Raw genomic sequence first — 22,270 nt, 5'->3', positions numbered from 1 at the left:
CCGGCACCCCGGGAGCACCCGGCCCCGGTTCCGGTCCGGGGGGCTCGTCGTCCCGGTCCGGTTCCGGCTCGGGCTCGGGAGCCCAGGACCGTACGGCGTCCATGGCCCGTGCCCGTCAGGCGGCCCGGGCCCGGACGGAACAGTCCGAAGCCGGGGACACCGGCAGGCCCAGAAGCACGGGTGCCCCTGCGGGCTCCGGTGGCGCCAAGGGCTCTGGAGGGGCTGCCGGTTCGGGTGGCGCGGGCTCCGGTGGGGCCGTGGGCTCCGGTGGCGCCGAGGATTCCGGCGGGGCTGCCGGCAAGCGGTTCGGCGCCGGTGAGGCGGGCGCCTCCGGGGGTGCCTCCGTGCCGGAGCAGGCTCAGTCGGCCGAAAGCACCCAGGTGCTCCGGCGCATCACCCCGTCCAGGGAGTCCGAGGCGTCCGCGGCCGGGTCCGCGTCCTCGGCGCGGTCCGGGAAGGACCGCGGGCAGCCGCAGTCCGGTCAGGCGCCCGGTGCCGCCGAGGCATCCGGCAAGGCGGCCGGTGCCGCCGCGGGTGCCGGAACGGCTGCCGCTTCCGGCAAGACGCCCGGTGCTGCCCAGGGTTCCGGCAAGACGCCTGGTGCCGGTGGGGCGCCGGTGGCCGAGACCACGCAGGTGCTGCGGCGGGTCGGTGCTCCTCGCTCGGGGGAGCCCGGCGAGGCCGGCGCCTCCTCGGCGGCGAAGCAGGACCCCGCCGGACGCGCTCCCCGTCCCTCCGTGCCCCGCCCGGCCGGCCAGAACTCCGGCACCGGCACCGGCGCCAAGAGCACCGGCGCCGCCGCCGGTTCCGCCGCCGCGTCCTCCCCGGCCGCCGCACGGGCCGCCCGCGCCGCACGAGCGGCCGGTGCCGTCGGGGCAGCCGGTGCGGCCGCCTCGGCCGCCGCTCAGGCGTCCCCGGCCGGTGCCGCCGCCCCCCGTCCCGGCTCTTCCGAGGCCGGGACCACCGCGCTCGCCGCCACCGACGGCCCGACCGCCGCAGGCAGCGGCGGCGGCAGCGGTGACGGCAACGGCGGTGGCAAGGCCAAGAAGGGCAAGCGGCCCAGGCGGACCGGGTGGCGGCGGCTTCTGCCGACGTGGCGCATGGTGCTCGGCACCTTCGTCGTCGGCGTACTCCTCGTCATCGGTCTCTTCTTCGTCGGCTACTCCCTGGTCAAGATCCCGTCGGCCAACGCCTTCGCCACCAAACAGGCCAACGTCTACCTCTACGCCGACGGCTCCCAGATCGCCCGCGACACACGCGACAGCCAGGTCAACCGCGAGAACGTCGGTCTCGCCGGGATCTCCAAGGACGCCCAGCACGCCGTACTGGCCGCCGAGGACCGCGACTTCTACACCGAGTCCGCCGTCGACCCCAAGGCGATGCTCCGCGCGGGCTGGAACACCGCGACCGGCAAGGGCAAGCAGTCCGGCTCCACGATCACCCAGCAGTACGTCAAGAACTACTACCTGGGCCAGGAGCAGACGCTCACCCGCAAGGCCAAGGAGTTCTTCATCTCGGTCAAGCTGGACCGTGAGAAGTCCAAGAACGAGATCCTCGAGGGCTACCTCAACACCAGCTACTTCGGCCGCAGCGCCTACGGCATCCAGGCCGCCGCCCAGGCCTACTACAACCGTGACGCCGCCGACCTCGACCCGGCCCGCGCCGCCTATCTCGCCGCGCTCGTCAACGCGCCGAGCGAGTACGACGTCGTGGCGCACCCGGAGAACAAGAAGGCGGCCGTCGCCCGCTGGAACTACGTCCTGGACGGCATGGTGAAGAAGGGCTGGCTCAGCGCGTCCGAGCGCGCCGGCGTGAAGTTCCCCATGCCCAAGGAGCAGATACTCTCCACGGGCCTGTCCGGTCAGCGCGGTTATCTCGTCGAGGCGGTCCGGCACTACCTGATCACGAACAAGATCGTGACGGCCGACCAGTTGCAGGCCGGCGGCTACCGCATCACCACCACCATCCAGAAGAACAAGCAGGACGCCTTCGTCAAGGCCGTCGACGACCAGCTGATGAAGAAGCTGGACAAGAAGAACCGCAAGGCCGACACCTACGTCCGGGCGGGCGGCGCCTCCGTCGACCCCAGGACCGGTGAGGTCGTCGCCATGTACGGCGGTGTCGACTACGTGAAGCAGTACACCAACGGCGCGACCCGCGGTGACTTCCAGGTCGGCTCGACGTTCAAGCCGTTCGTGTTCACCGCGGCGGTGGAGAACGGCTCGACCACCCAGGACGGCCGCACGATCACCCCGAACACGATCTACGACGGCACCAACAAGCGCACCGTCCAGGGCTGGAGCGGCGCGCCGTACAACCCGGAGAACGAGGACCAGAAGTCGTACGGTCCGATCACCGTCGGCAAGGCCACCGACCTGTCGGTGAACTCGGTCTACGCGCAGATGGCCGCCGACGTGGGTCCCGCCAAGGTCAAGCAGACCGCGGTCGACCTCGGCATCCCCGCCGGCACCCCGGACCTCTACCCGTCCCCGTCCATGGCCCTCGGCACCGCCAACGCCAGCGTCCTGGACATGGCGGAGGCCTACGCCACGCTCGCCAACCACGGCAAGCACGGCACGTACACCCTGGTCCAGAAGATCACCAAGGAGGGCACCGCGGCGATCGAGCTGCCCGGACGCCGGGTCAGGCAGGCCGTCAGCCGGGAGGCCGCCGACACCACCACCTCCGTGCTGCGCAGCGTGGTCCGGAGCGGCACCGCCACCGCCGCGCAGGGCGCGGGCCGGGCGGCGGCCGGCAAGACCGGTACCGCCGAGAGCGACACCGCCGCCTGGTTCGCCGGCTACACCCCCGACCTGGCCACCGTGGTGTCCGTCATGGGCCAGGACCCGGTGACGGCCAAGCACGTACCGCTGTACGGCGCCCTCGGCGTGGCCCGTATGAACGGCGGCGGCCCGCCCACCCAGATCTGGGCGCAGTACACGCGCGACGCGCTGAAGGGCAAGCCGGCCGGCGACTTCGACCTCCGGCTCCAGAGCGGCGCCGACCAGCCGCAGCCGCCCGGCTCCACCGCCCCGACCCCGCCCGGCACGGACGCCGGCCAGGGCACCGGCGGCACCGCCACGGACGGCGGCACGGACGGCGGCGGCACGACCGCCACCCCGACCGACGGCGGCACCACCGGCAGCACCCCCACCGACGGCGGCACGACCACCGGCGGGGGCACCCCCACCGACGGCGGCACGACCACGGGCGGAGGGACCACCACCACCGGCGGTGACCCGACCGGCGGCGGTGGTACGGCCACGGGCGGGGGCACCCCCACCGGTGGCGGCACGACCGGCGGCGGTGGTACGGCCACCGGGGGCGGTGACGGTGGCACGACGGGCGGTGGCGGCCCCCAGGGCGGCAACGCCACCGGTACCGACACGGGCGACGGCGGCTTCCCCGGCACCTGACGTCAGTGGCCGCCGGTCGCCTTCAGTCCCACCACGGCGACCAGCAGCAGACACACGAAGAACACCCGGGCGGCGGTGACCGGCTCACCGAGCACCATCATGCCGAGCACCGCCGCACCGGCCGCGCCGATGCCGACCCACACGCCGTAGGCCGTGCCGATGGGCAGGGACCTCGCGGCGTACGACAGCAGGACCATGCTGGCGACGATGCCGGCCCCGGTGAACAGACTCGGGACCAGCCGGGTGAACCCCTCGCTGTACTTCATCCCGACCGACCAGCCGACCTCCAGCAGACCGGCGACGACGAGCAGAACCCAGGCCATGACAGGCACCTCCGAGACGCGGCGTTCGAATTGCGCGGGTGCGTCGTCTTTGCCTTCGGCCCGGTACGGCGCGTCTCGTCGGGTTCCTTGTCGAACATAGCAAAACACGGCGAAGAGGGCCGGTGACGATGGTCACCGGCCCTCTTCGCGCTGCTCCGCGGAGTCAGAGGTAGAGGCCCGTGGAGTCCTCCGACCCCTCGAACCGGTCCGCGGCGACGGCGTGCAGATCACGCTCGCGCATGAGCACGTACGCCACGCCCCGCACCTCGACCTCCGCCCGGTCCTCCGGGTCGAACAGGACCCGGTCCCCGGGCTCCACCGTCCGCACGTTCTGGCCGATCGCGACGACCTCGGCCCAGGCCAGCCGCCGTCCGACCGCCGCGGTGGCGGGGATCAGGATGCCGCCCCCCGACCGCCGCTCGCCCTCACCGGTCTCCTGCCGCACGAGAACCCGGTCGTGCAGCATCCGGATGGGCAGCTTGTCGTGATGGGGGGTGCTGTGCTGGTTTCTGTTGGCGCTCACGCTGTGAACCTACCTGTCCTCGCCCCGCCCGTACGTGCCCGGGTCACCGCTCCCCTCAGCCCCGGCGCCGCCGGGACGTGAGGGCCAGCAGGCCCACGACCCCCACGGCGACGAGCGCGGCCGGCACGACCCGCTCCAGCCGGGGGGCGCCCTCCTCGTCCACGAACTGCGCCCGTACCTCGCTCACCAACCGGTTCACCTGCACGTATGCGCGTCCGACCGTGTGATCGACGTTCGCGACGACCTTGGCCTTCGCGTCCCCGACGATCGTCTTCGGGTGTACCCGCACCCCGATCTCGTCGAGCGTCTCGGCCAGCACTTCACGGCGGCGCCTGATGTCCGCCTCGATCTGCGCCGGGGTTCTGGTGTCCGACGTGTCCGCCACCGTACGGCCTCCGAAGTCTGCTGATGCTGTTCCGGACAGTCTGTCAGCTCCTGCCCGCGCCGCACCGCAAGGCCCCCCGGTTACGCTGGTCCGATGAGCGAGCGACTCCAGCCCGGGGACGTTGCCCCCGCCTTCACCCTCCCCGACGCCGACGGCAACGACGTCTCCCTGTCGGACCACGAGGGCCGCAAGGTCATCGTCTACTTCTACCCGGCCGCCCTGACCCCCGGCTGCACCAAGCAGGCCTGCGACTTCACCGACAACCTGGAGGTCCTGGCCGCCGCCGGCTACGACGTCATCGGCATCTCCCCCGACGAGCCGGAGAAGCTCGCGAAGTTCCGCGAGAAGGAATCCCTGCGGATCACCCTGCTGGCCGACCCCGACAAGCGGGTCACCGAGGCCTACGGCGCCTACGGCGAGAAGAAGAACTACGGCAAGACGTACCTGGGGGTCATCCGCTCCACGGTGGTCGTCGACGAGCGGGGCAAGGTCGAACGGGCCCTGTACAACGTCCGCGCGACGGGTCACGTAGCGAAGATCATCAAGGACCTGGCCATCTGACCGCCCCGCTCCGCGCCCCCACGGCCCGTACCGCCGCGACGCGGTGCGGGCCGCTCTTTCGTTCGCCGGGAATCCCCCGTGGCGCGGTATCCGTGACCGGTAGCATGTGCGTGCACGCGGCCGTGGCGGAATTGGCCTACGCGCAACACTTAGGATGTTGTGGGAGAAATCCCTTGAGGGTTCGAGTCCCTCCGGCCGCACACGTGTGAGGCGAAGGCCCGCCCAGGACCCCTGGGCGGGCCTTCGCGCTCCCGGGTCAGCCCACCAGCTCCCGGACCACCGGCACCAGCGCCCGGAACGCCTTGCCCCGGTGGCTGATCGCGTTCTTCTCCCGCGGGCTCAGCTCGGCGCACGTACGGGTCTCGTTCTCCGGCTGGAGGATCGGGTCGTAGCCGAAGCCGTTCGTACCGGCGGGGGCGTGCCGCAGGACCCCCCGCAGCCGGCCCTCCACCACCCGTTCCGTGCCGTCCGGCAGGGCGAGGGCGGCGGCGCACGCGAAGTGGGCGCCGCGGTGTTCGTCGGCGATGTCGGACAACTGGGCCAGGAGCAGCTCCAGGTTGGCGCGGTCGTCGCCGTGCCGGCCGGCCCAGCGGGCGGAGAGGATGCCGGGCGCGCCGCCCAGGACGTCGACGCACAGGCCGGAGTCGTCGGCGACGGCCGGCAGGCCGGTGGCGCGGGCGAGGGCGTGCGCCTTCAGCAGGGCGTTCTCGGCGAAGGTGACGCCGGTCTCCTTGACGTCGGGGATGTCGGGGTAGGCGTCCGCGCCGGTCAGTTCGTGCGGCAGGCCTGCCTCGGCGAGGATCGCCCTCAGCTCGGTGATCTTTCCGGCGTTGCGGGTGGCGAGGATCAAGCGGGTCATGCCCGCCAGTATTCCTCGCCCCCCGGTCACAGCTCCGTCTGCCCCGCCCCGCGCAGCGTGCGCAGGTCGAAGACCTCGGCCATCCTGGCGAAGCCCAGGTCGCTGGGGTGCAGATGGTCGCCGGAGTCGTACTCGGCGCGCAGCCGGCGGGGGTCGTAGGGATCCCGCAGGGCCCGGTCGAAGTCGACGACGGCGTCGTACACCCCGCCGGCCCGGATCCGGGCGTTGATCTGCTGGCGTACGGCCTCGCGGGCCGGGGTGTAGCCGCGGTGGCCGCGGAACGGCATCAGGGTGGAGCCCACGGCCTTCAGGCCGCGGGCGTGGGCCTGGCGGACCAGGGTGCGCAGGCCGGTGACGACGCGGTCGGGGTCGGCAAGCTCGCGGTTGCGGAGGATGTCGTTGACACCGAGGTCGATGACGACGGCCCTGGCGTTGGTGCGGGAGAGCGTGTCGCGGCCGAACCGGCCGAGGCCGCTCTGGTTCTCGGCGGGCCGCCCGAGTCCGTCGGCGAGGACCTGGTTGCCGCTGATGCCCTCGTTGACGACGCTGTAGCGCGGCAGTTGACGCCCGCTCTCCAGGGCGCCGCGCAGCCGGCCGGCGAGGATGTCGGGCCAGCGGTGGTTGGCGCCGGTGGTGGAGGTGATGCCGTCCGTGATGGAGTCACCGAAGACGACGACGGTGCCGTCGGCCTCGTTGCTGAGGACGTCGAGCGCCGTCAGATACCGCCAGTAGGGGGTCTGTTCGGTGTACGGGGCTCCGGTCACGTCCTCGGCGCGCTCGCCGTCGGCGACGAAGGACGTCTGGCGGGCGTGGGGGTGGTAGGTGACCGGCCCGGAGGGGGTGGGGGAGTAGGTGGTGACGAGGACGTCGCTGCCGCGCGGGATGAGGAGCCGCACGGCGTCGCTGACGATCTGTCCGCCCGCGGGGATGACGACGCCGGTGGCGCCGTCGAACGTGAGGCGCCGCATCGTCGACGCGTCGGCCGCCGCGGTGCCGTCCCCCGCCGAGAGCGCGATCGTGGCGTGGGTGAGGGTCAGCGGTGACTGGCCGTACAGATTGGAGAGCGTGATGCGGGCACTCGTACCACCGGTGGCCGTGTGGACGACGTTGCGGACGGAGCGGCCCGCCATGCCGGCCGCCTCGGTGCCGGGTTCGCCGCCGACCGGGGCGGTGGCCCAGGCGCCCACCCAGGTGCCGGTGGAGGCGGGGGCGGCGGCGCTGTCGCGGTGCGGGCGGCTGTCGGCGAGGGTGCCGCGGACGGCGCCGGGGGCGCCGTCATCGGCCGCCACGGTGACGTAGATGGCGGCGGACAGGGCCGCGACCAGGGCTACGAGTGCGCACAGGACGGCATAACCATGACGCTTGGTCATGCTTGTGTTGTTCTCCTCGGGAGATGGGAGCCCGAGGCTCCGATCTTGCTGAGCCCATGATCCGTCATGGGCCGGGGAGATCTGACAGGACCCTGCCACTACTCCCGTCCAGACAGACGCCGGGAACTCCGGTTTCGTTCCGGGAATCGGCCGGACGGGGACAATTGTGTGCGGGATCACCGAACGGGTGGAGCAAATGAAACCTACCGATACGGGAACGCCGGGACGGGGCACGTCGTACCGGACCATGACCGCCTTCACCCCGGCCGACGAGGAGCGCCGGCGCGGGGTGCGGCGGATGAAGCTCACGGCGGCGGGGCTGCTGCTGCTCGTGGCCGTGGTGTACGTGCTGGCGAAGGTGGCCGGCCAGGCGGGAGCCGGGACGTGGACGGGGTATGTGGCGGCGGCGGCCGAGGCGGGCATGGTGGGCGCGCTCGCCGACTGGTTCGCGGTCACGGCCCTCTTCCGGCATCCGCTGGGCCTGCCCATCCCGCACACCGCGATCATCCCCAACAAGAAGGACCAGCTGGGCGTCTCGCTGGGCGAGTTCGTCGGGGAGAACTTCCTCTCCGAGGACGTCGTACGGCAGCGGCTGCACGCCGTCGGGATCGGCAGCCGGCTCGGCACCTGGCTGGCCGAGCCGGAGCACGCCGACCGGGTGACGGCGGAGCTGGCCACCGCGCTGCGCGGCGCGCTGACGGTGCTGCGGGACTCGGACGTGCAGGCGGTGGTCGGCGAGGCGATCACCCGGCGGGCGGACGCCCGGGAGATCGCGCCGGGACTCGGCAAGATGCTGGAGAAGGTCGTCGCCGACGGCGGGCACCGGCGCGTGGTCGACCTGGTGGTGAGCCGTGCCCACGACTGGCTGGTCCTGCACCGCGACGACGTGATGGTGGCCGTGGAGGGCGGCGCCCCCGGCTGGACCCCGCGGTTCGTGGACCGCAAGGTCGGCGAGCGGGTCTACAAGGAACTGCTGCGCTTCGTCACCGAGACGCGGGACATGCCCTCCCATCCGGCGCGCGGCGCCCTCGACCGTTTTCTCACCGACTTCGCCGCCGACCTGCAATCCGACACGGACACGCGCGCACGGGTGGAACGGCTCAAGACCGAGGTGCTGGCCCGTGGCGAGGTGCAGGAGCTGATCGCTTCCACGTGGACGGCCGTACGGTCGATGATCGTGGCGGCGGCGGACGACGAGCGCAGTGAGCTGCGGCTGCGGGTCCGGGCCGCCCTGCTGTCACTGGGCACCCGGATGGCGACCGAGGCGAAGGTGCAGGGGAAGGTCGACAGCTGGGTGGAGGGCGCGGCGGTGCACGTCGTGACGACGTACCGCAAGGAGATCACCTCGCTGATCACGGACACCGTGGCGGGCTGGGACGCCGAGCACACCACCCGCAAGATCGAGGCGCACATCGGCCGCGACCTCCAGTTCATCCGGATCAACGGCACGGTCGTGGGCTCCCTGGCCGGGCTGCTGATCTACACGGTGTCACGCGGGCTGGGGGTCTGACGGGCCCGACCGACCGGGGGCGGCCCCCTCCGTCCGGGCGGGCCGGGGCTCTGTCGTCCGGGCGGGCCGGGGCCCTGCGGCCGGGTGGAGCGGGGCTCTGTCGTCCGGGCGGGCCGGGGTTCTGCGGCCGCGTGGACCGGGGTTCTGCGGCCGGGTGGACCGGGGGCCCTGCGGCCGGGTGGACCGGGACCCCGCGGCCGGGCGGGGCCCTTCCAGTCGGGTGGGCCGGGTCCCTTCCGGCCTGGGCGAACGCCGGACCGGACTGTTCCGGCGGGCTCAGGGCACCCGGTATCCCGTCCTCGGCGAGGAGGGAGCCCATGAGCACAGCGCAGGCCGCGAGAGGCCGGACCATCACCACCGACATACCCGCCCGGCTGGACCGTCTGCCCTGGTCCCGCTGGCACTGGACCATCGTGATCGGCCTGGGAACCGTATGGATCCTGGACGGTCTGGAGGTCACGGTCGTCGGCAACATCGCCAGCCGCCTGTCCGAGCCCGGCAGCGGCCTGTCGATCAGCTCCGGACAGGTCACCGGCACCGCGGCCGCGCTGTACGTGGCGGGCGCCTGCGTGGGAGCGCTGTTCTGGGGCAGGCTGACCGACCGGTTCGGCCGGAAGAACCTCTTCATGATCACCCTGGCGGTGTACCTCGCCGCGACGGCCCTGACGGCCGTCTCCTGGGAGGCCTGGTGGTTCTTCCTCTTCCGCTTCCTCACCGGCTTCGGCATCGGCGGTGAGTACGCGGCGATCAACTCCGCGATCGACGAGCTGATCCCGGCGAACTACCGCGGCCGGGTCGACCTGATCATCAACGGCAGCTTCTGGCTGGGCGCGGTCGGCGGCTCCCTGCTGTCGATCGTCGCGCTCGACACCGACCTGCTGGCCGCCGACGTCGGCTGGCGGCTGACCTTCGCACTGGGCACCGTCCTCGCCCTGGTCATCCTGCTCGTACGACGGCACGTCCCGGAGAGCCCGCGCTGGCTGCTGATCCACGGCCGGGACCGGGAGGCGGAGGAGATCGTCACCGACATCGAACGCCGGGTGGAGGCCGACAAGGGCGAGCGGCTCCCCAGGCCCGAGGGCGAGCTGGAGATCCACCAGCGCGAGAACGTGACCTTCCTGGAGATCGCCCGCACCGTCTTCGGCCAGTACCGCAAGCGGGCCGTCCTCGGGTTCTCCCTCTTCATCGGCCAGGCGTTCCTGTACAACGCGATCACCTTCGGCTTCGGCGCGATCCTGACGAAGTTCTTCGACGTGCCCGCCGACCGCACCGGCTACTACTTCGCGGTCATCGCCATCGGCAACTTCTGCGGCCCGCTGCTGCTCGGCAGGTTCTTCGACACGGTCGGCCGCCGGGTGATGATCTCCTCGACGTACATCCTGTCCGGTCTGCTGCTGTTCGGCACGGCATGGCTGTTCGACCGGGGCTCGCTGAGCGCGGCCACCCTGACCGCCTGCTGGTGCGCGGTGCTGTTCTTCGCCTCCGCGGGCGCCTCCAGCGCCTATCTGACGGTGTCGGAGATCTTCCCGATGGAGACGCGGGCGATGTCGATCGCCTTCTTCTACGCCCTCGGCACCGCGGCCGGCGGCATCAGCGGCCCGCTGATCTTCGCCGACCTCACCAGCACCGGCCGGGTCGGCGACACGGTCCTCGCCTTCTCGATCGGCGCGGGGCTGATGTGCGCGGCCGGCCTGGTCGCGGCGGCCCTGGCGGTACGGGCCGAACGCCGCTCCCTGGAGGACGTCGCCCGCCCGCTGAGCGCGGTCGCCGGCCGGGCGAAGACGACGGCGTAGAGCGCCCGGTGGGTGCCCGGGCGGCGTCGGACGCCCTGACCCGCTAGGCGCCCGTCGTGGAGCCCGGCCGGACGATCATCAGGACCGTCACGGCCGCCCACAGCAGGTTGAACAACCCCGTGCACATGGCGAGCCGCACGGTCAGCCCGGCCCGGTCCGCGCTCCCCTCCAGGAGCGCGGACTGGGCCGGCAGCACGAACACGGCCAGCACGACCGCGGCCAGGACGGTCAGCCCGATCGACACGACCAGCCAGGCACTGCCGAGCACGCCCAGCTCACGGGCGGTGGCGAACCCGAAGACCGGGACGACGACGCCGACGAGGGCGTACACGCGGCAGATCCGGTGCAGCAGGAGGAGAACGGTGGTGCCGGCGTCGGTGCCGGTGGTGGCGCCGGGGTCGCCGGTGGTGCTCGCAGCGGTGGCGCTGCTCGCGGTGCTGGCGGCGCTGGCGGGGCTCGGGACGCCGGGGTCGCGGGTGGTGCCGGGGACGGCCAGGACGCGGCGCGCGGCCGGCGGGAACATGCTGGCGGCGACGGCGACGGGCCCGACGGCGAGGATCGCGGCGAGGACGTGGACGGCGAGGAGGAACTTGGTCACGGGGTGACCGTAGGCGCGGCGCCGATCTCGCAGGAGTGGCGGAAATGCCGACTGCCGACGGATTCCCGCCAAGCGGTGCCACCAGCGCCCGCACCGGGCAGCACCGCTGCCGCACGGTCGGCGGCAACCCGTCGTACGGCTAGATTCCTGCCATGCACACCGTGGCCGTACTGGCGCTGGACGGCGTCATCCCGTTCGACCTGTCCGCCCCCATCGACACCTTCGGCCGCTCACGGCTGCCCGACGGCCGGACGCCGTACCGGGTGCGGGTCTGCTCGGTGCGGGAGGAGGTGAGCACCGGCGCCTTCACGATGCGGGCGCCGTACGGCCTGGACGCGCTCGCGGAGGCCGACACGATCATCCTGCCGGGTGTCGCGGAGCCCCCGGAGGCACTGCCGCCGGCCGTCGCGGAGACCCTGCGCGCGGCGGCGGCGCACGGCACCCGCATCGCGTCGATCTGCGTGGGCGCGTTCCTGCTCGCGGCGACGGGCCTGCTGGACGGCCTGCGCGCGACGACCCACTGGTCGGCGGCCGGACACCTGGCCGAGCGGTACCCCGAGGTGACCGTCGACCCGGACGTCCTCTACGTCGACAACGGCCAGTTCCTCACCTCCGCGGGCGCCGCCGCGGCCCTCGACATGTGCCTGCACATGATCCGCCGGGACTTCGGCTCGGCGGTCGCCGCGCACGCCGCCCGCATGTCGGTGATGCCGCTGGAACGGGAGGGCGGCCAGGCCCAGTTCATCGTCCACGACCTGCCCCCGGCCCCTGCCGGCGCGACCCTGGAGCCCCTGCTGACCTGGCTGGAGGCCCACTGCGACCGCGATCTCACCCTGGGGGAGATCGCGGCGCGGGCGGGCATGAGCGCCCGCACCCTCAACCGCCGCTTCCGTGACCAGACGGGTACGACACCGCTGCGCTGGCTGCACCGGGCACGGGTACGGCGCGCCCAGTACCTGCTGGAGACCACGGACCACCCGGTGGAACGCATCGCCGGCCGGACGGGCTTCGGCTCCCCCACCACCTTCCGCGAACGCTTCCGCCGCGTGACGGGAACCAGCCCCCAGGGATACCGGCGGGCGTTCCGGACGGAGGAGGGGACACGGTGAGGCCGTAGGCGGCCCGCACCCGCAGCCGGCCGCCGCGTGCGATGCCCGAGCCGCCGGCGGCCGTCTAGGCCTTGCGGTCGGCGACGGCCCAGGAGGTGAGGGCGACGGCACCGGCGACGCCGAGGACGGACGGCCAGGCGCCGACCTTCTTGGCGAGCGGATGCGAGCCGGCGAACGCGGCGACGTACGCGGCGGTCAGCGCACCCGCGGCCGTCCCGCCCGCCTGCCGCCGCCACTGCCGCGCCGCGGCGGCACCCGCCACGGCCAGGACCACTCCGCCCAGCTGCCGCTTCTTCGTCCAGCGGGCGACGCCGTAGCCGCCGACGAGCCCGGTCGCGGCGACGACCGCACTGGGAACCCTGGCCATGAGTGCCTCCTCCTGTGTCCCTGCTGCTGCCCCGAGGTCTGCTCCGAGGCTAACGCGCGGCACGCCACGAGACCCGGACCTGAGTCGAGGCTTGTCAAGTTTCCGGCGGAGAGTTATATAAGAACGCGTAGGGCATCGCACCCCGGTTCCCGAAGAGAGGAGTGACCCGTGATGCTCATGCGTACCGACCCGTTCCGCGAATTCGACCGGCTCGCGCAGCAGGTCCTCGGGGCGAACGCCCGTCCGGCCGCGATGCCGATGGACGCCTACCGGTCCGGCGACGACTTCCTCGTCCACTTCGACCTGCCCGGCATCGACCCCGCGTCGATCGAACTCGACGTCGAGCGCAACGTCCTCAGCGTCCGCGCCGAACGCCGTGGCGCCGCACCCGAGGGCGCCGAGATGCTGGTCGCCGAACGGCCCACGGGCACGTTCACCCGCCAGCTGTTCCTCGGCGAGACCCTCGACACCGAGCGCATCGACGCCTCGTACGAAGCCGGGGTCCTCACCCTGCGCATCCCGGTGGCCGAACAGGCCAAGCCGCGCCGCATCCAGATCAGCGGCGGGGGCGGCGACCGCAAGCAGCTCAGCGGCTGACGTCGGCCGACGAACCCCCGTCCGGGCGACCGGCACCGGCCACACCCACGCGTCCCGCGGCCCGAGCAGGGCCCGGGACGCGCGCCTGCCCACGCGGCACGAGTGCGCCGCGCGGCACGAGTGAGCCGCCACGGCGTGCCACCGCCGGCGCCGGCCCCCACGCCAGGCGCCCCGTACGCCGTACCACCCACACACCAACACGGCCCGCAAGCCACCACGGCCCGCAAACCGAGTCACCCCATGGCACACATCACGCCACATGCCTCATCATGGCCGAACTCCCGCTCATGCCCGCCGCATTACGGGGTACCGGGCTTGCGGTGCCCCGAAGCGTTCCGGAGGAGGAGCCAGCACGATGACCGTGACAACCCCGCAGCCGAGAACCACCATCCCCACCCCGTCCCCCTCTCCGTCCCTGCGCGTCTGCGTCAAGGACGTGACCGAGGACGCCGGCTGGCGGGAACTGACCGACGCGGTGCGTGAGGCGGGCCAGTACCCGACGAGGACGGAGGCGGAACACGTCACCCGTACCGTCCTGTCGGCCCTGGGCGGCCACGTCACCGGCGAGGAGCGCGTGGCCCTGGCCCAGGCCCTCCCCCTGGAGGCGGGCCGGCTGATCGCCTCCCAGGTCCCCGAGACCGACCCCCTGACGGCCCGTGAGTTCGTCGACTCGGTGGCGACCCGCATCGAGGGCTCGACCCCCGCGACGGCCCGCTGGGACGTCAGCACCGTCCTGAGCGTCCTCTCGGACCACATCGGCGAACCCCTCACCACCCGCGTCCTGACCCAACTCCCCCCGGGCTACGCCCTCCTCTTCGGCCGAGCGGACCTGGCAGCGACGGCGTAGGTAGTACGAGGATGCTGGGCGCCGCGATATCCATGGGCGGCGCCCAAGGCAATGTTCCGAGACGTCAGCCCTTGCTCCAGAATGCCAGGGCTTTACTGATCAGGTCACCGGCGGCATCTCCGTAACTGGCCGCACTGCTCAGGGCGGCGAAGGCCCGGTCGTGCAGGGCGACCTCATCAGGGTCGGTCACGTCCACGCCGGACGAGACGAGCTCGTAGTGGACTCGCTGGCCGTCGTACATGTTGAAGCCGGGCATGGGGACGACGCCCACCTCGGTGGTGGTCGGCAGGATGCCGAGATGGAGCGAGGACAGGTCCAAGTCGCTGAGCAGGCGCTCCATCTGCCCACGCATGACCTCCGGTCCTCCGACGTTCGTATAGAGGGCCTGCTCGTCGAGGATCACGTCGTAGTGATGCTCTCCGTCGTAGTGAACTTGCTGACGCTCCATGCGTTTGGCCACCCCGGCCGCCACGTCGTCCGGCACTCCAAGGAAGGTGACGACCCTGCGGAGGATCACACTCGCGTAGGCGTCGGTCTGGAGTGTGGCCCACATCATGCCGGGGACGTACGCCTTGCCGTGCCGCGTCTGCATTCTCGACCGCGCCCAGATGCACTACGAGGCCGAAGTGAACCCGGCCTGACCGGTGGCTCCCGAACGCCGGCGCGTCAGCCAAGCGCGGCTCGCAACATGGCGCCGGCATCATCTGGCGCACCTTTCTCGTGCAGCTCCAGGGCTACCGCCATGACGTCCTGAGTTTCCTGGTCCCGGCCGTAGACGTGGATCAGGTCGTCGGCCAGCCGGTCCCGCTCGCGGTATCTCAGCTCGGCCACCACTAGCGCGGTCTCAGGCGGGCTGAACAACTCTGTCGTGCTCTGCCGGAGCAGGGTGAAGGCGAGGTCTTCCCGGCCGGATTTGTCCAGCTCTTCGGCCTGTGCCACCAGCTGCCGTGCCGCCGACACGTCCTTCGGGCTCAGCTGCCGGTCCCCCGGCCGACGGGGGACCGGCAGCTGAGCCCTGGCACCCTGTGCCGCCGCCAGACGTTCCCGCAGGCCGGCCTCACTCGCTGATTTTTCAGCCAGCTCGGTCTTCAAATCAGCCACGGTCACCTTCAGCTCGGCCACTGTCATCCGCAGTCTCGCCCCTTCTGTCCTGGCGGACCGCAGCCGGGCGGCGAGCTGTTTGCGCTGCCGCCGACGGGCTTCCTGCTGCCGCTGGTGGGCCTCGCACGCCGGGCAGGGAGCGTTCAGCTGCTGGATGAGTGCATCGACCCGTCCTCCCGTCTCCAGGCAGTACTCGCAGTCCCGCTGTTCCCCTAGGGCGCTGGCACGGAGACCCAGCAGTGCTTGGAGGCTGATACCGGCGTCCTGACCGCTGACGACGGCGTCAGCGCAAGCCTCCTTGTACAGGCACTCAAGGAAGTCCTGGGGGGGAATCCTGTGGTCGTTCAGATAGCGCGACAGATCACCAGCGTTGCAGCCTAGCCGTTTTGCCGCCTCTGCCTGCTTAAGAGGCTGCCTTCCCGTTTCCCCCGGATCGTCCGACCGCAGGAGGCGGCACAAGGACCGGAGCGCCAAGCCGAGACGGCGTTTTCCGGGGCGTACGCCCTCCTTGAACTTCTTGCCGGGGTCCAGCCAGCCGCCTGTGACCGGGCTGCGTCCAGCTGATGACATGCAGGTACCCCTCCCTGGATCGCTCGGGTGCGGCCAGTGCTGCCGCCCCAAGCCCTGTCTGTGACTGGGCAATTGTGCCCTCATCCTGGCCTTTCTGCGCCAGCCTTTTCTGTCATCTTTCCGTGGGCTGGACTTGCTCACAGCGAGCAAGTCCAGCCCACGGAAAGATGCTTGGCCCGCGCAAGTCAGGAAGGGGCTGGACTTCCGCGCTGATGTGGTGTCAGCTGGATTAGCCGCTGAGAGGCGGGGGGAGCGCGGGGCTTTGCGCTGTGCACTGTCAGTTGCGGCTATAGCACTCTCCGGAGCACTCTGCGGAATAAAAGCCCTGTTTATCGTCACGAGTTCACGGAGGCGTTAGTGGAAGAAATCCCGTCCTACGAGGACAAGAAGTTCGGAAGCATGGTGCGGGCGGCACTCTGGCTGGTCGGTGTCGTGGGGGAGGGCCAGATCTTCACCAAGGCCCAGCTGCGTGAGGCCTTCCCGGACGTCGCGCAGATCGACCGCAGGCTGCGGGACCTGCGTGACCACGGCTGGCGGATCGACACGAACCGCGACGACCCCTCCCTGCTCCAGCAGGAGCAGCGGTTCGTGACCAGGGGTGCCGACGTCTGGATCCCCGGCAAGTCCAAGGCGCCGAAGCACAAGGCCAGCCTGACCCCTGCCCAGCGTGCGAAGGTACTCCAGGACGACAACCACCTGTGCCGCTCGTGTGGCATCGGTGCCGGCGAAGCGTACGAGGACGGCGGGATCGATCTCGCGAAGCTCAATGTCTCCCGGCGTAAGGTGCTCCAGTCTGACGGCACCGCTGAATACCAGCTCGTGACCGAGTGCAAGAAGTGCGGGACCGGGGGCGGGGCCGACCGCGAGGTCGACCTCGGGGCTCTGCTGGAGCTTGTGGAGAACCTCTCGTCGGTCGAGCGGCGCCTCTTCGGGAAGTGGATCGACGCCGATCAGCGGTCGTTCAGCCCGATCGAGAAGGTCTGGGGCATCTACCGGACGCTGCCCCAGCAGTCGCGCACCGCAGTGGCGCAGGCCATCGGCGACCTGGCCGACTGATCCAGGTCCGGCAACCCAAGCTGACAGGACCGGCAACAGAAGGGACGGGGAAGGACATGGTGCGGGAGTTCCCGCCGCCACCGCGCGCGCAGATGGTCAGTGGGCTGATCAGTAAGAGGCTGGAGGAGGTGAGGGCCTCCGGAGGCACCCGGGAAACCGTCACGGTCGACTGGAATGGACAGCAGATCCATGTCGATGTAATCGACCTGCCGCTGAACGACCTCTACCTCAACCCGGGCACGCACCGGATCCGTGCCCAGCGCAGCCACCGGCCGGACCAGGACCGGAATCTGGACGAGGACCCCTTCGGCGAGGCTGGCCAGGACTACCTGCGCAGCCTGCTCCAGGCCAAGCCTTCTGACCCTGATCTGCGAGATCCCGACTTCGACAAGCTCAAGGAGGATCTGGACAAGTTCGGCCAGAACGAGCCGGGGCTGGTCACCCACCACGGCGTCCTGGTGAACGGCAACACGCGTGCGGTCGCCCTGCGGGAGCTGGGCAAGCAGTCGATGAGGGTGGGCGTGCTCCCGTCGTCGTTCACGCAGGCCGACATTGACGCCGTGGAGCTGGCGCTCCAGCTCCGCCAGGACCAGCGGCGCGACTATTCGTACATCAACCGTCTGATCGCCATGGAAGAGCAGGCGGCGATGGGCCGGACGCCCGAGCAGATCGCCAAGGAGTTCCGGATCCGGACGGCGACGTACCACCAGGAGCGGTGGATCCTCAGCACGATCAAGGAGTTGAACGACCGCAGCGCGAGCGGCGGGGGAGTCGCGCTCCGGCTCGTTGACTGGGAGGGGGCACAGGAGCGTCTCAAGGAACTCCAGCGTTTGTACGCGAAGTGGGAGACCCTGGACCGGGACCAGGCCGAAATCGTGAAGGAGCGGCGTTTGGCCGCCATCCTGCTGAACTTCTCGAAGACGGACCTGCGTCACATCGACGAGGCGTTCCTGAAGGAGGGGTACCTGGAGAAGGTGCTGCCACCGGAGCTGGCCGAGAGCGGGACCGCCGCCCAGCCCGAGTCGGTGTCCATCCCCGGACTGGACCTGGAGGTGCCGGCGGCCACATCGGCCGTATCGGGGGCCCGTGCGCTTAACGACCGTATCCTCCGGGCGGCAGCTACGGTCCGCGATACGGCCGCGGGGCTGCCCGACAGCGAAAAGGCGACGGCTCAGACCCTGCTCGACCAGGCCAAGGAAGCTTTTGACCTGGCGATTGAGAACGCTGGCCGTGACGCCCGGCTCCGCAAGCGCAAGCAGCTCGCGCCGGCCCGGCTCGCGGACGCCTGCGTCAACATCGACCAGTGCGTCATCGAGCTGGTTCAGGCCCGCACCTCGAACAGCCTGGACGAGGAGGCCTTCGACGAGGCCGTACTCAAGCTCCGGGGCAGCCTGCGCAAGCTGGCCCAGCAGGCCGGGCGCGGCATCCCGAACCCCGGCGACGGTGTCTCCTGGCTCCTCGCAGCCGCCACCGCGGAGGGCACCCAGTGACGGAAACGTCTCTGCACCTCGGGTTCGACGATTCGCGTACCCGTGTGGTCCTGCGGACCACAGAGCAGTACCGGCAGGATCTCGTCCAGCTGGCCGGCCGGTTCCGTACCGGCGGCCAGTTGGGCCCGCTCTCCGCTTCGGTGGCGCTGGACGAACTCCTGGTGAACCTGCCCGTCCTCAGCAACTGGCCCGACCGGGCCGGTGTCGAGTGGGCCCCGGAACTCCGGAACCTCGTCTCTGGAGTGGTCAAGGACTCCAAGCTGGTCGAAGAGCGGCTGGTCGGCTCCGCGGCGCCTCCGGAGGTGGCTGCCGATGACGTGCTGAGCATGCTCGGAGACACGTGGAAGGAAGACCTCAACGCCTTCCAGCGCCGGGATGTCGCCAAGCTGCTCTCGCTCGGGCACGGCGCGAACTTCAGCGTGCCCGGCGCCGGCAAGACCCGTGTGGCACTCGCGGTCTACGCCGCTCAGCGGGCCCGGGGCGCCGCCAGCAGGCTGTTGGTCGTCTGCCCCAAGTCGGCCTATGAGTCCTGGCGTTACGAGACCGCTGTCTGCTTCAACTACCCGCTGCGCACCCATGTGCTCGACGGCTCGCTGGATGAGTGGGCCGAGGTGCTCATCGTCAACTATGAGCGCCTGGACCGCTCGCTCCCGCTCCTGGCGAACTGGCTGAAGGCCGCCCCCTCGATGATCATCCTCGACGAGGCCCACCGGATGAAGCTCGGTGCGCGCGGCACGTACGGCGCCGCGTGCATGGCGCTGGGTCCGCTCGCCGAGCGTCGGCTCATCCTGACCGGAACGCCCGCTCCGAACGGGGCCAAGGACCTGGAGAACCTCATGGGCTTCGTCTGGCCGGGGCACGGCCAGCGAGCGGTCACCAGGGCGGTAGCGGGCGGAGACCTGGCCTACGCGAGCACGGTCCTGCGGCCGCTGTTCACCCGGACGACCAAGCAGGAGCTCGGCCTCCCGCCGATGACCTTGCGAATGCGCTACGTCGACATGCCGGCCCTGCACGCCGAGATCTACAGCTCTCTGGTGGGCGGCATGTCCAACGGCACCGCACGCGATGACCTCAGCGCGCTCGGCAAGACAGCGCTGCGACTGCTGATGGCGGCAACCAGCCCGGCCCTGTTGCTGGAAGGCGCCACCAAGCACGAGCCGCTCGCCTATCAGCTGCCTCCGCTGGAGATCCCGGCCGGCAGTTCCCTGTATTCGCTGATGCAGAACCTGCCGGACTACGAGCTGTCCCCCAAGTACAAGGAAGCGCTGGCAATCATCGCGGAGAATGCCGCGCAGGGCCGCAAAACTCTGGTGTGGACGACCTTCGTGCGCAGCTTGACCACTCTGGCCCAGATGCTCGAGAAGTACAGCCCGGCTGTGGTGTACGGGGGTACGCCCGACCGCGAGGAGCAGCTGCGCCGCTTCCGTGAGGATCCCAGCTGCATGGTGCTGATCTCCAACCCGGCGACCCTGGGAGAGGGGATCAGTCTCCACCACGTGTGCCACGACGCGGTGTACGTGGACCGGGACTTCATGGGCGGCCGCTACCTGCAGAGCCTGGACCGGATCCACCGCCTCGGCCTCGCGCCCGGCACGGAAACAAGGGTCACCGTGATCGCGGCACGCGGGACGATCGACGAGGTCGTTGAGGTGCGGCTGGACCAGAAGCTCGAATTCATGGGGAAGATCCTTGATGACCCTACGGTCCAGCAACTGGCCGACCTGGAGGAAGAGCCATCTGTAGCGGCTGGACTGGCGCCCGGCGACATCGAGGCGCTGCTCCGGCACATCGGTGGTGTGTGAGGCGGATCCCGGCCTCGAGCCGCGCCGTGCCGGTGGGTTCACCGGCACGGCATCCGCTTGGTGAGCGAAATCACAGACGCGCGAAGTGTTCCAGGCCTCAGCCCTGGCCCCTCGGTTGCCAGGGCTGAGACAGTGGGAGACTCATGGGCGTCAAGTGTTCAAGGGCCAGCAAGCCAGCATGCTCTCTGGGACACTTGACCTCCGCTTTGAGTCAATCCTGGAAGGAACACTATGAGTGCCAGCGGTCGTGAGCGTCCGCGGTTCGCCCGGCCACTGACCTCGGTGGAGATCTGTGCCGGTGCGGGCGGGCAAGCCGTTGGGCTGCATAATGCGGGGTTTGACCACCTAGATCTCGTGGAGTGGGACCAGTATGCGGTGGCCACCCTCCGGGCGAATGTGAGTGACTGGCCGGGGTGGGGCGAGGGGCGAGCCGGTGAGCTTAAGCCCATGGATGTGAAGGAATTCCTCAAATCCGGGGGGAACGCTGCCTCCGGGATTCAGGACGCCAACTTGGACCTCCTGGCCGGCGGCGTGCCCTGTCCGCCGTTCTCGCTGGCCGGGAAGCGCTTGGGGAAAGATGACGAGCGTGACTTGTTCCCGGATGCGCTGAGGATTATTGACGAACTGCGCCCGAGGGCGGTCATGATTGAAAACGTCCGGGGAATTCTTGAACCTCCGGAGGTTTTCATTGACTATCGTCGGGACATTCTCGGCACACTGCGAGATCTGGGTTATGTAGTTCCCGAAATCAAGGCAAACTGGTCCGCTGTAGAGCAGGATCGCGTCATGCGTAAGGTGTGGCGCCGGATCGATGCAAGCAATTTCGGCGTGCCGCAGCTCCGTCCACGGGCTATTCTCGTCGCAATCCACGAAAGTGCGCTGAATGAGTCCGGTGTGGAATTTATGTGGCCATCCAGACTCAAAGGCAAGCAGGCGACGGTAGTCGCCGAGCTCGCCGCCAGCATGGAGGCGCGCTGCCGGAAGTACTGGAATAAGAACCAGCACGGAGAGCAGGCGAAGCCGGGAGAGCGCACCGGGGAACAGGTGTACCTGGAGTGGCTGCGCAAGGCCACCGAGGCCGCGGAGCTGGGCCGGGGCGTCGCTCCGACGCTCGTGGGAGGCTCGAGGAAGCACGGCGGCGCTGATCTTGGGCCAACCAGGGCTAAGCGGTCCTGGGCACAGCTGGGCGTGGACGGGATGGGCGTAGCCAACGAGCCCGAGAAGTGCGATCCGGAGCGCGACCTTTTCCGTCCGTCCGGCCCCATGCTGACGGTGGAGCAGGCCGCGATCATCCAGGGATTCCCGACGGAATGGAAATTCCAGGGCCGGAAGACAGCTCAGTACCGGCAAGTGGGCAATGCCTTCCCGCCTCCCGTCGCGGAGGCGGTCGGCCGTGCAATTGCTGCTGTGCTGCGGCCTGAGCACCGCGATGAGCTGCTCCGTGAGTACGAACTCGACGCTTACAGCGCCGGTCTGGACCTGCCACAGTCGGAGCAGATGATCCTGCCTGTGTCAGCTGCCCCCGGAACCAGCAGCCCTTCGGCGCCGGTGCACAGCCGCGGCGATCTTATCCGCGCAGGTGTCTGACGGCTCGTGCTCCCAGAAGCGGAGCACGAGCCATCCGGCATTCTCCAGACGCTGGTCGGTGTCCCGGTCCCGCTTGACGTTGCGGACTACCTTTTCGGACCAGTAGCCCGAGTTGGTTTTCGGCGGGACGTAATGTTCGGGGCAGCCATGCCAGTAGCAGCCATCGACAAACACCGCCACCTTTGCCGGACCGAAAACCATGTCCGCCGTCCGGCGGAGGTCCGGCAAAGGGCGTGCGGCAACGCGATAGCGCAGCCCCCGGGCGTGCACCAGCCGCCGGATTAGCGTTTCCGGCTTGGTGTCCCGGCTACGGATCGCCTGCATATTGCGACGACGTGCCGCCGATGAGGCCCAGGAGCCTGGCGGCGGTTTCCACGGAAGCTCTTCGGACACGTTGACAAGCCTA

General features: G+C 70.4%; 21 protein-coding genes, 1 tRNA gene and 1 riboswitch. Of the genes, 12 read left to right on the top strand and 10 right to left on the bottom strand.

The features are described from left to right. Positions 1-617 precede the first annotated feature (617 nt). Complete coding sequence (locus tag AB0F03_RS14325; protein WP_361990850.1) at positions 618-3,416, top strand: transglycosylase domain-containing protein; 2,799 nt, start codon at positions 618-620, stop codon at positions 3,414-3,416. Positions 3,417-3,418: 2 nt separating this feature from the next. On the opposite strand, the gene AB0F03_RS14320 is transcribed toward AB0F03_RS14325, so the two are convergent. From AB0F03_RS14320 to AB0F03_RS14310, 3 genes are all read right to left on the bottom strand, one after another. Beyond that, on the bottom strand, positions 3,419-3,739 hold the full coding sequence (locus tag AB0F03_RS14320) for an SMR family transporter (protein ID WP_361990547.1): 321 nt from the start codon (positions 3,737-3,739) through the stop codon (positions 3,419-3,421). Between the two features lie 37 nt (positions 3,740-3,776). Next, positions 3,777-3,844, bottom strand: a riboswitch (guanidine-III (ykkC-III) riboswitch). 58 nt (positions 3,845-3,902) lie between these two features. Next, positions 3,903-4,262: a co-chaperone GroES gene (locus tag AB0F03_RS14315; protein WP_361990544.1), complete on the bottom strand. Its 360-nt coding sequence runs from the start codon at positions 4,260-4,262 to the stop codon at positions 3,903-3,905. A gap of 55 nt (positions 4,263-4,317) precedes the next feature. Next, positions 4,318-4,647 carry a DUF3618 domain-containing protein gene (locus AB0F03_RS14310; protein ID WP_361990541.1) on the bottom strand — a complete coding sequence of 110 codons (330 nt, stop codon included), beginning with the start codon at positions 4,645-4,647 and terminating at the stop codon, positions 4,318-4,320. A gap of 93 nt (positions 4,648-4,740) precedes the next feature. On the opposite strand from AB0F03_RS14310, the gene bcp reads away from it, so the two are divergent. After that, positions 4,741-5,208 carry a thioredoxin-dependent thiol peroxidase gene (gene bcp / locus AB0F03_RS14305; protein ID WP_361990538.1) on the top strand — a complete coding sequence of 156 codons (468 nt, stop codon included), beginning with the start codon at positions 4,741-4,743 and terminating at the stop codon, positions 5,206-5,208. Between the two features lie 116 nt (positions 5,209-5,324). After that, positions 5,325-5,408 (top strand) — tRNA-Leu (locus tag AB0F03_RS14300). Between the two features lie 56 nt (positions 5,409-5,464). Here AB0F03_RS14300 and rdgB read toward each other — a convergent pair. Both rdgB and AB0F03_RS14290 read right to left on the bottom strand, forming a co-directional pair. After that, positions 5,465-6,067, bottom strand: coding sequence for an RdgB/HAM1 family non-canonical purine NTP pyrophosphatase (gene rdgB, locus AB0F03_RS14295; protein WP_361990536.1), 603 nt, complete (start codon positions 6,065-6,067; stop codon positions 5,465-5,467). Between the two features lie 26 nt (positions 6,068-6,093). Continuing rightward, complete coding sequence (locus tag AB0F03_RS14290; RefSeq protein WP_361990533.1) at positions 6,094-7,437, bottom strand: SGNH/GDSL hydrolase family protein; 1,344 nt, start codon at positions 7,435-7,437, stop codon at positions 6,094-6,096. Positions 7,438-7,633: 196 nt separating this feature from the next. On the opposite strand from AB0F03_RS14290, the gene AB0F03_RS14285 reads away from it, so the two are divergent. Both AB0F03_RS14285 and AB0F03_RS14280 read left to right on the top strand, forming a co-directional pair. After that, complete coding sequence (locus tag AB0F03_RS14285; protein WP_361990531.1) at positions 7,634-8,947, top strand: DUF445 domain-containing protein; 1,314 nt, start codon at positions 7,634-7,636, stop codon at positions 8,945-8,947. A 317-nt stretch (positions 8,948-9,264) separates the two neighbouring features. Next, positions 9,265-10,740: an MFS transporter gene (locus tag AB0F03_RS14280; protein ID WP_361990528.1), complete on the top strand. Its 1,476-nt coding sequence runs from the start codon at positions 9,265-9,267 to the stop codon at positions 10,738-10,740. A gap of 43 nt (positions 10,741-10,783) precedes the next feature. Here the strand turns inward: AB0F03_RS14280 and AB0F03_RS14275 are convergent, their stop codons facing one another. Next, positions 10,784-11,338 carry a hypothetical protein gene (locus AB0F03_RS14275; protein ID WP_361990525.1) on the bottom strand — a complete coding sequence of 185 codons (555 nt, stop codon included), beginning with the start codon at positions 11,336-11,338 and terminating at the stop codon, positions 10,784-10,786. A 152-nt stretch (positions 11,339-11,490) separates the two neighbouring features. Between AB0F03_RS14275 and AB0F03_RS14270 the strand changes: the two genes are divergently transcribed. Further along, entirely contained in the window at positions 11,491-12,447 is a 957-nt protein-coding gene (locus tag AB0F03_RS14270; RefSeq protein WP_361990522.1) for a helix-turn-helix domain-containing protein, read from the top strand. 64 nt (positions 12,448-12,511) lie between these two features. Here AB0F03_RS14270 and AB0F03_RS14265 read toward each other — a convergent pair whose 3' ends face one another. After that, complete coding sequence (locus tag AB0F03_RS14265) at positions 12,512-12,814, bottom strand: hypothetical protein (RefSeq protein WP_361990519.1); 303 nt, start codon at positions 12,812-12,814, stop codon at positions 12,512-12,514. A gap of 171 nt (positions 12,815-12,985) precedes the next feature. Between AB0F03_RS14265 and AB0F03_RS14260 the strand changes: the two genes are divergently transcribed. After that, positions 12,986-13,411, top strand: coding sequence for an Hsp20/alpha crystallin family protein (locus tag AB0F03_RS14260; protein ID WP_361990848.1), 426 nt, complete (start codon positions 12,986-12,988; stop codon positions 13,409-13,411). 355 nt (positions 13,412-13,766) lie between these two features. Then, entirely contained in the window at positions 13,767-14,258 is a 492-nt protein-coding gene (locus AB0F03_RS14255) for a DUF2267 domain-containing protein (protein WP_361990517.1), read from the top strand. A 64-nt stretch (positions 14,259-14,322) separates the two neighbouring features. Here AB0F03_RS14255 and AB0F03_RS14250 read toward each other — a convergent pair whose 3' ends face one another. Together AB0F03_RS14250 and AB0F03_RS14245 are read right to left on the bottom strand one after the other, a co-directional pair. Next, positions 14,323-14,850: a Scr1 family TA system antitoxin-like transcriptional regulator gene (locus AB0F03_RS14250; protein ID WP_361990514.1), complete on the bottom strand. Its 528-nt coding sequence runs from the start codon at positions 14,848-14,850 to the stop codon at positions 14,323-14,325. Positions 14,851-14,924: 74 nt separating this feature from the next. After that, complete coding sequence (locus AB0F03_RS14245) at positions 14,925-15,929, bottom strand: hypothetical protein (protein ID WP_361990511.1); 1,005 nt, start codon at positions 15,927-15,929, stop codon at positions 14,925-14,927. A gap of 357 nt (positions 15,930-16,286) precedes the next feature. Here AB0F03_RS14245 and AB0F03_RS14240 point away from each other — a divergent pair, with 357 nt between their 5' ends. From AB0F03_RS14240 to dcm, 4 genes are all read left to right on the top strand, one after another. Continuing rightward, the gene (locus AB0F03_RS14240) at positions 16,287-16,985 is read left to right on the top strand and encodes a hypothetical protein (RefSeq protein WP_361990508.1); all 699 of its coding nucleotides are present in this window, start codon (positions 16,287-16,289) and stop codon (positions 16,983-16,985) included. 128 nt (positions 16,986-17,113) lie between these two features. Beyond that, the gene (locus AB0F03_RS14235; protein WP_361990505.1) at positions 17,114-18,475 is read left to right on the top strand and encodes a hypothetical protein; all 1,362 of its coding nucleotides are present in this window, start codon (positions 17,114-17,116) and stop codon (positions 18,473-18,475) included. After that, complete coding sequence (locus AB0F03_RS14230) at positions 18,472-20,277, top strand: DEAD/DEAH box helicase (RefSeq protein WP_361990502.1); 1,806 nt, start codon at positions 18,472-18,474, stop codon at positions 20,275-20,277. Before AB0F03_RS14235 ends, AB0F03_RS14230 begins: the two co-directional genes overlap by 4 nt. Positions 20,278-20,508: 231 nt before the next feature. After that, positions 20,509-21,864, top strand: coding sequence for a DNA (cytosine-5-)-methyltransferase (dcm, locus tag AB0F03_RS14225; RefSeq protein ID WP_361990499.1), 1,356 nt, complete (start codon positions 20,509-20,511; stop codon positions 21,862-21,864). Here the strand turns inward: dcm and AB0F03_RS14220 are convergent. Then, complete coding sequence (locus AB0F03_RS14220) at positions 21,790-22,257, bottom strand: very short patch repair endonuclease (RefSeq protein WP_361990496.1); 468 nt, start codon at positions 22,255-22,257, stop codon at positions 21,790-21,792. The two genes, dcm and AB0F03_RS14220, sit on opposite strands and share 75 nt — an antisense overlap. Positions 22,258-22,270 lie beyond the last annotated feature (13 nt).

Source organism: Streptomyces sp. NPDC028722 (assembly GCF_040637655.1).
In the GTDB taxonomy this organism is placed as follows: domain Bacteria; phylum Actinomycetota; class Actinomycetes; order Streptomycetales; family Streptomycetaceae; genus Streptomyces.
This window is presented reverse-complemented; position numbering and strand designations above follow the sequence as displayed.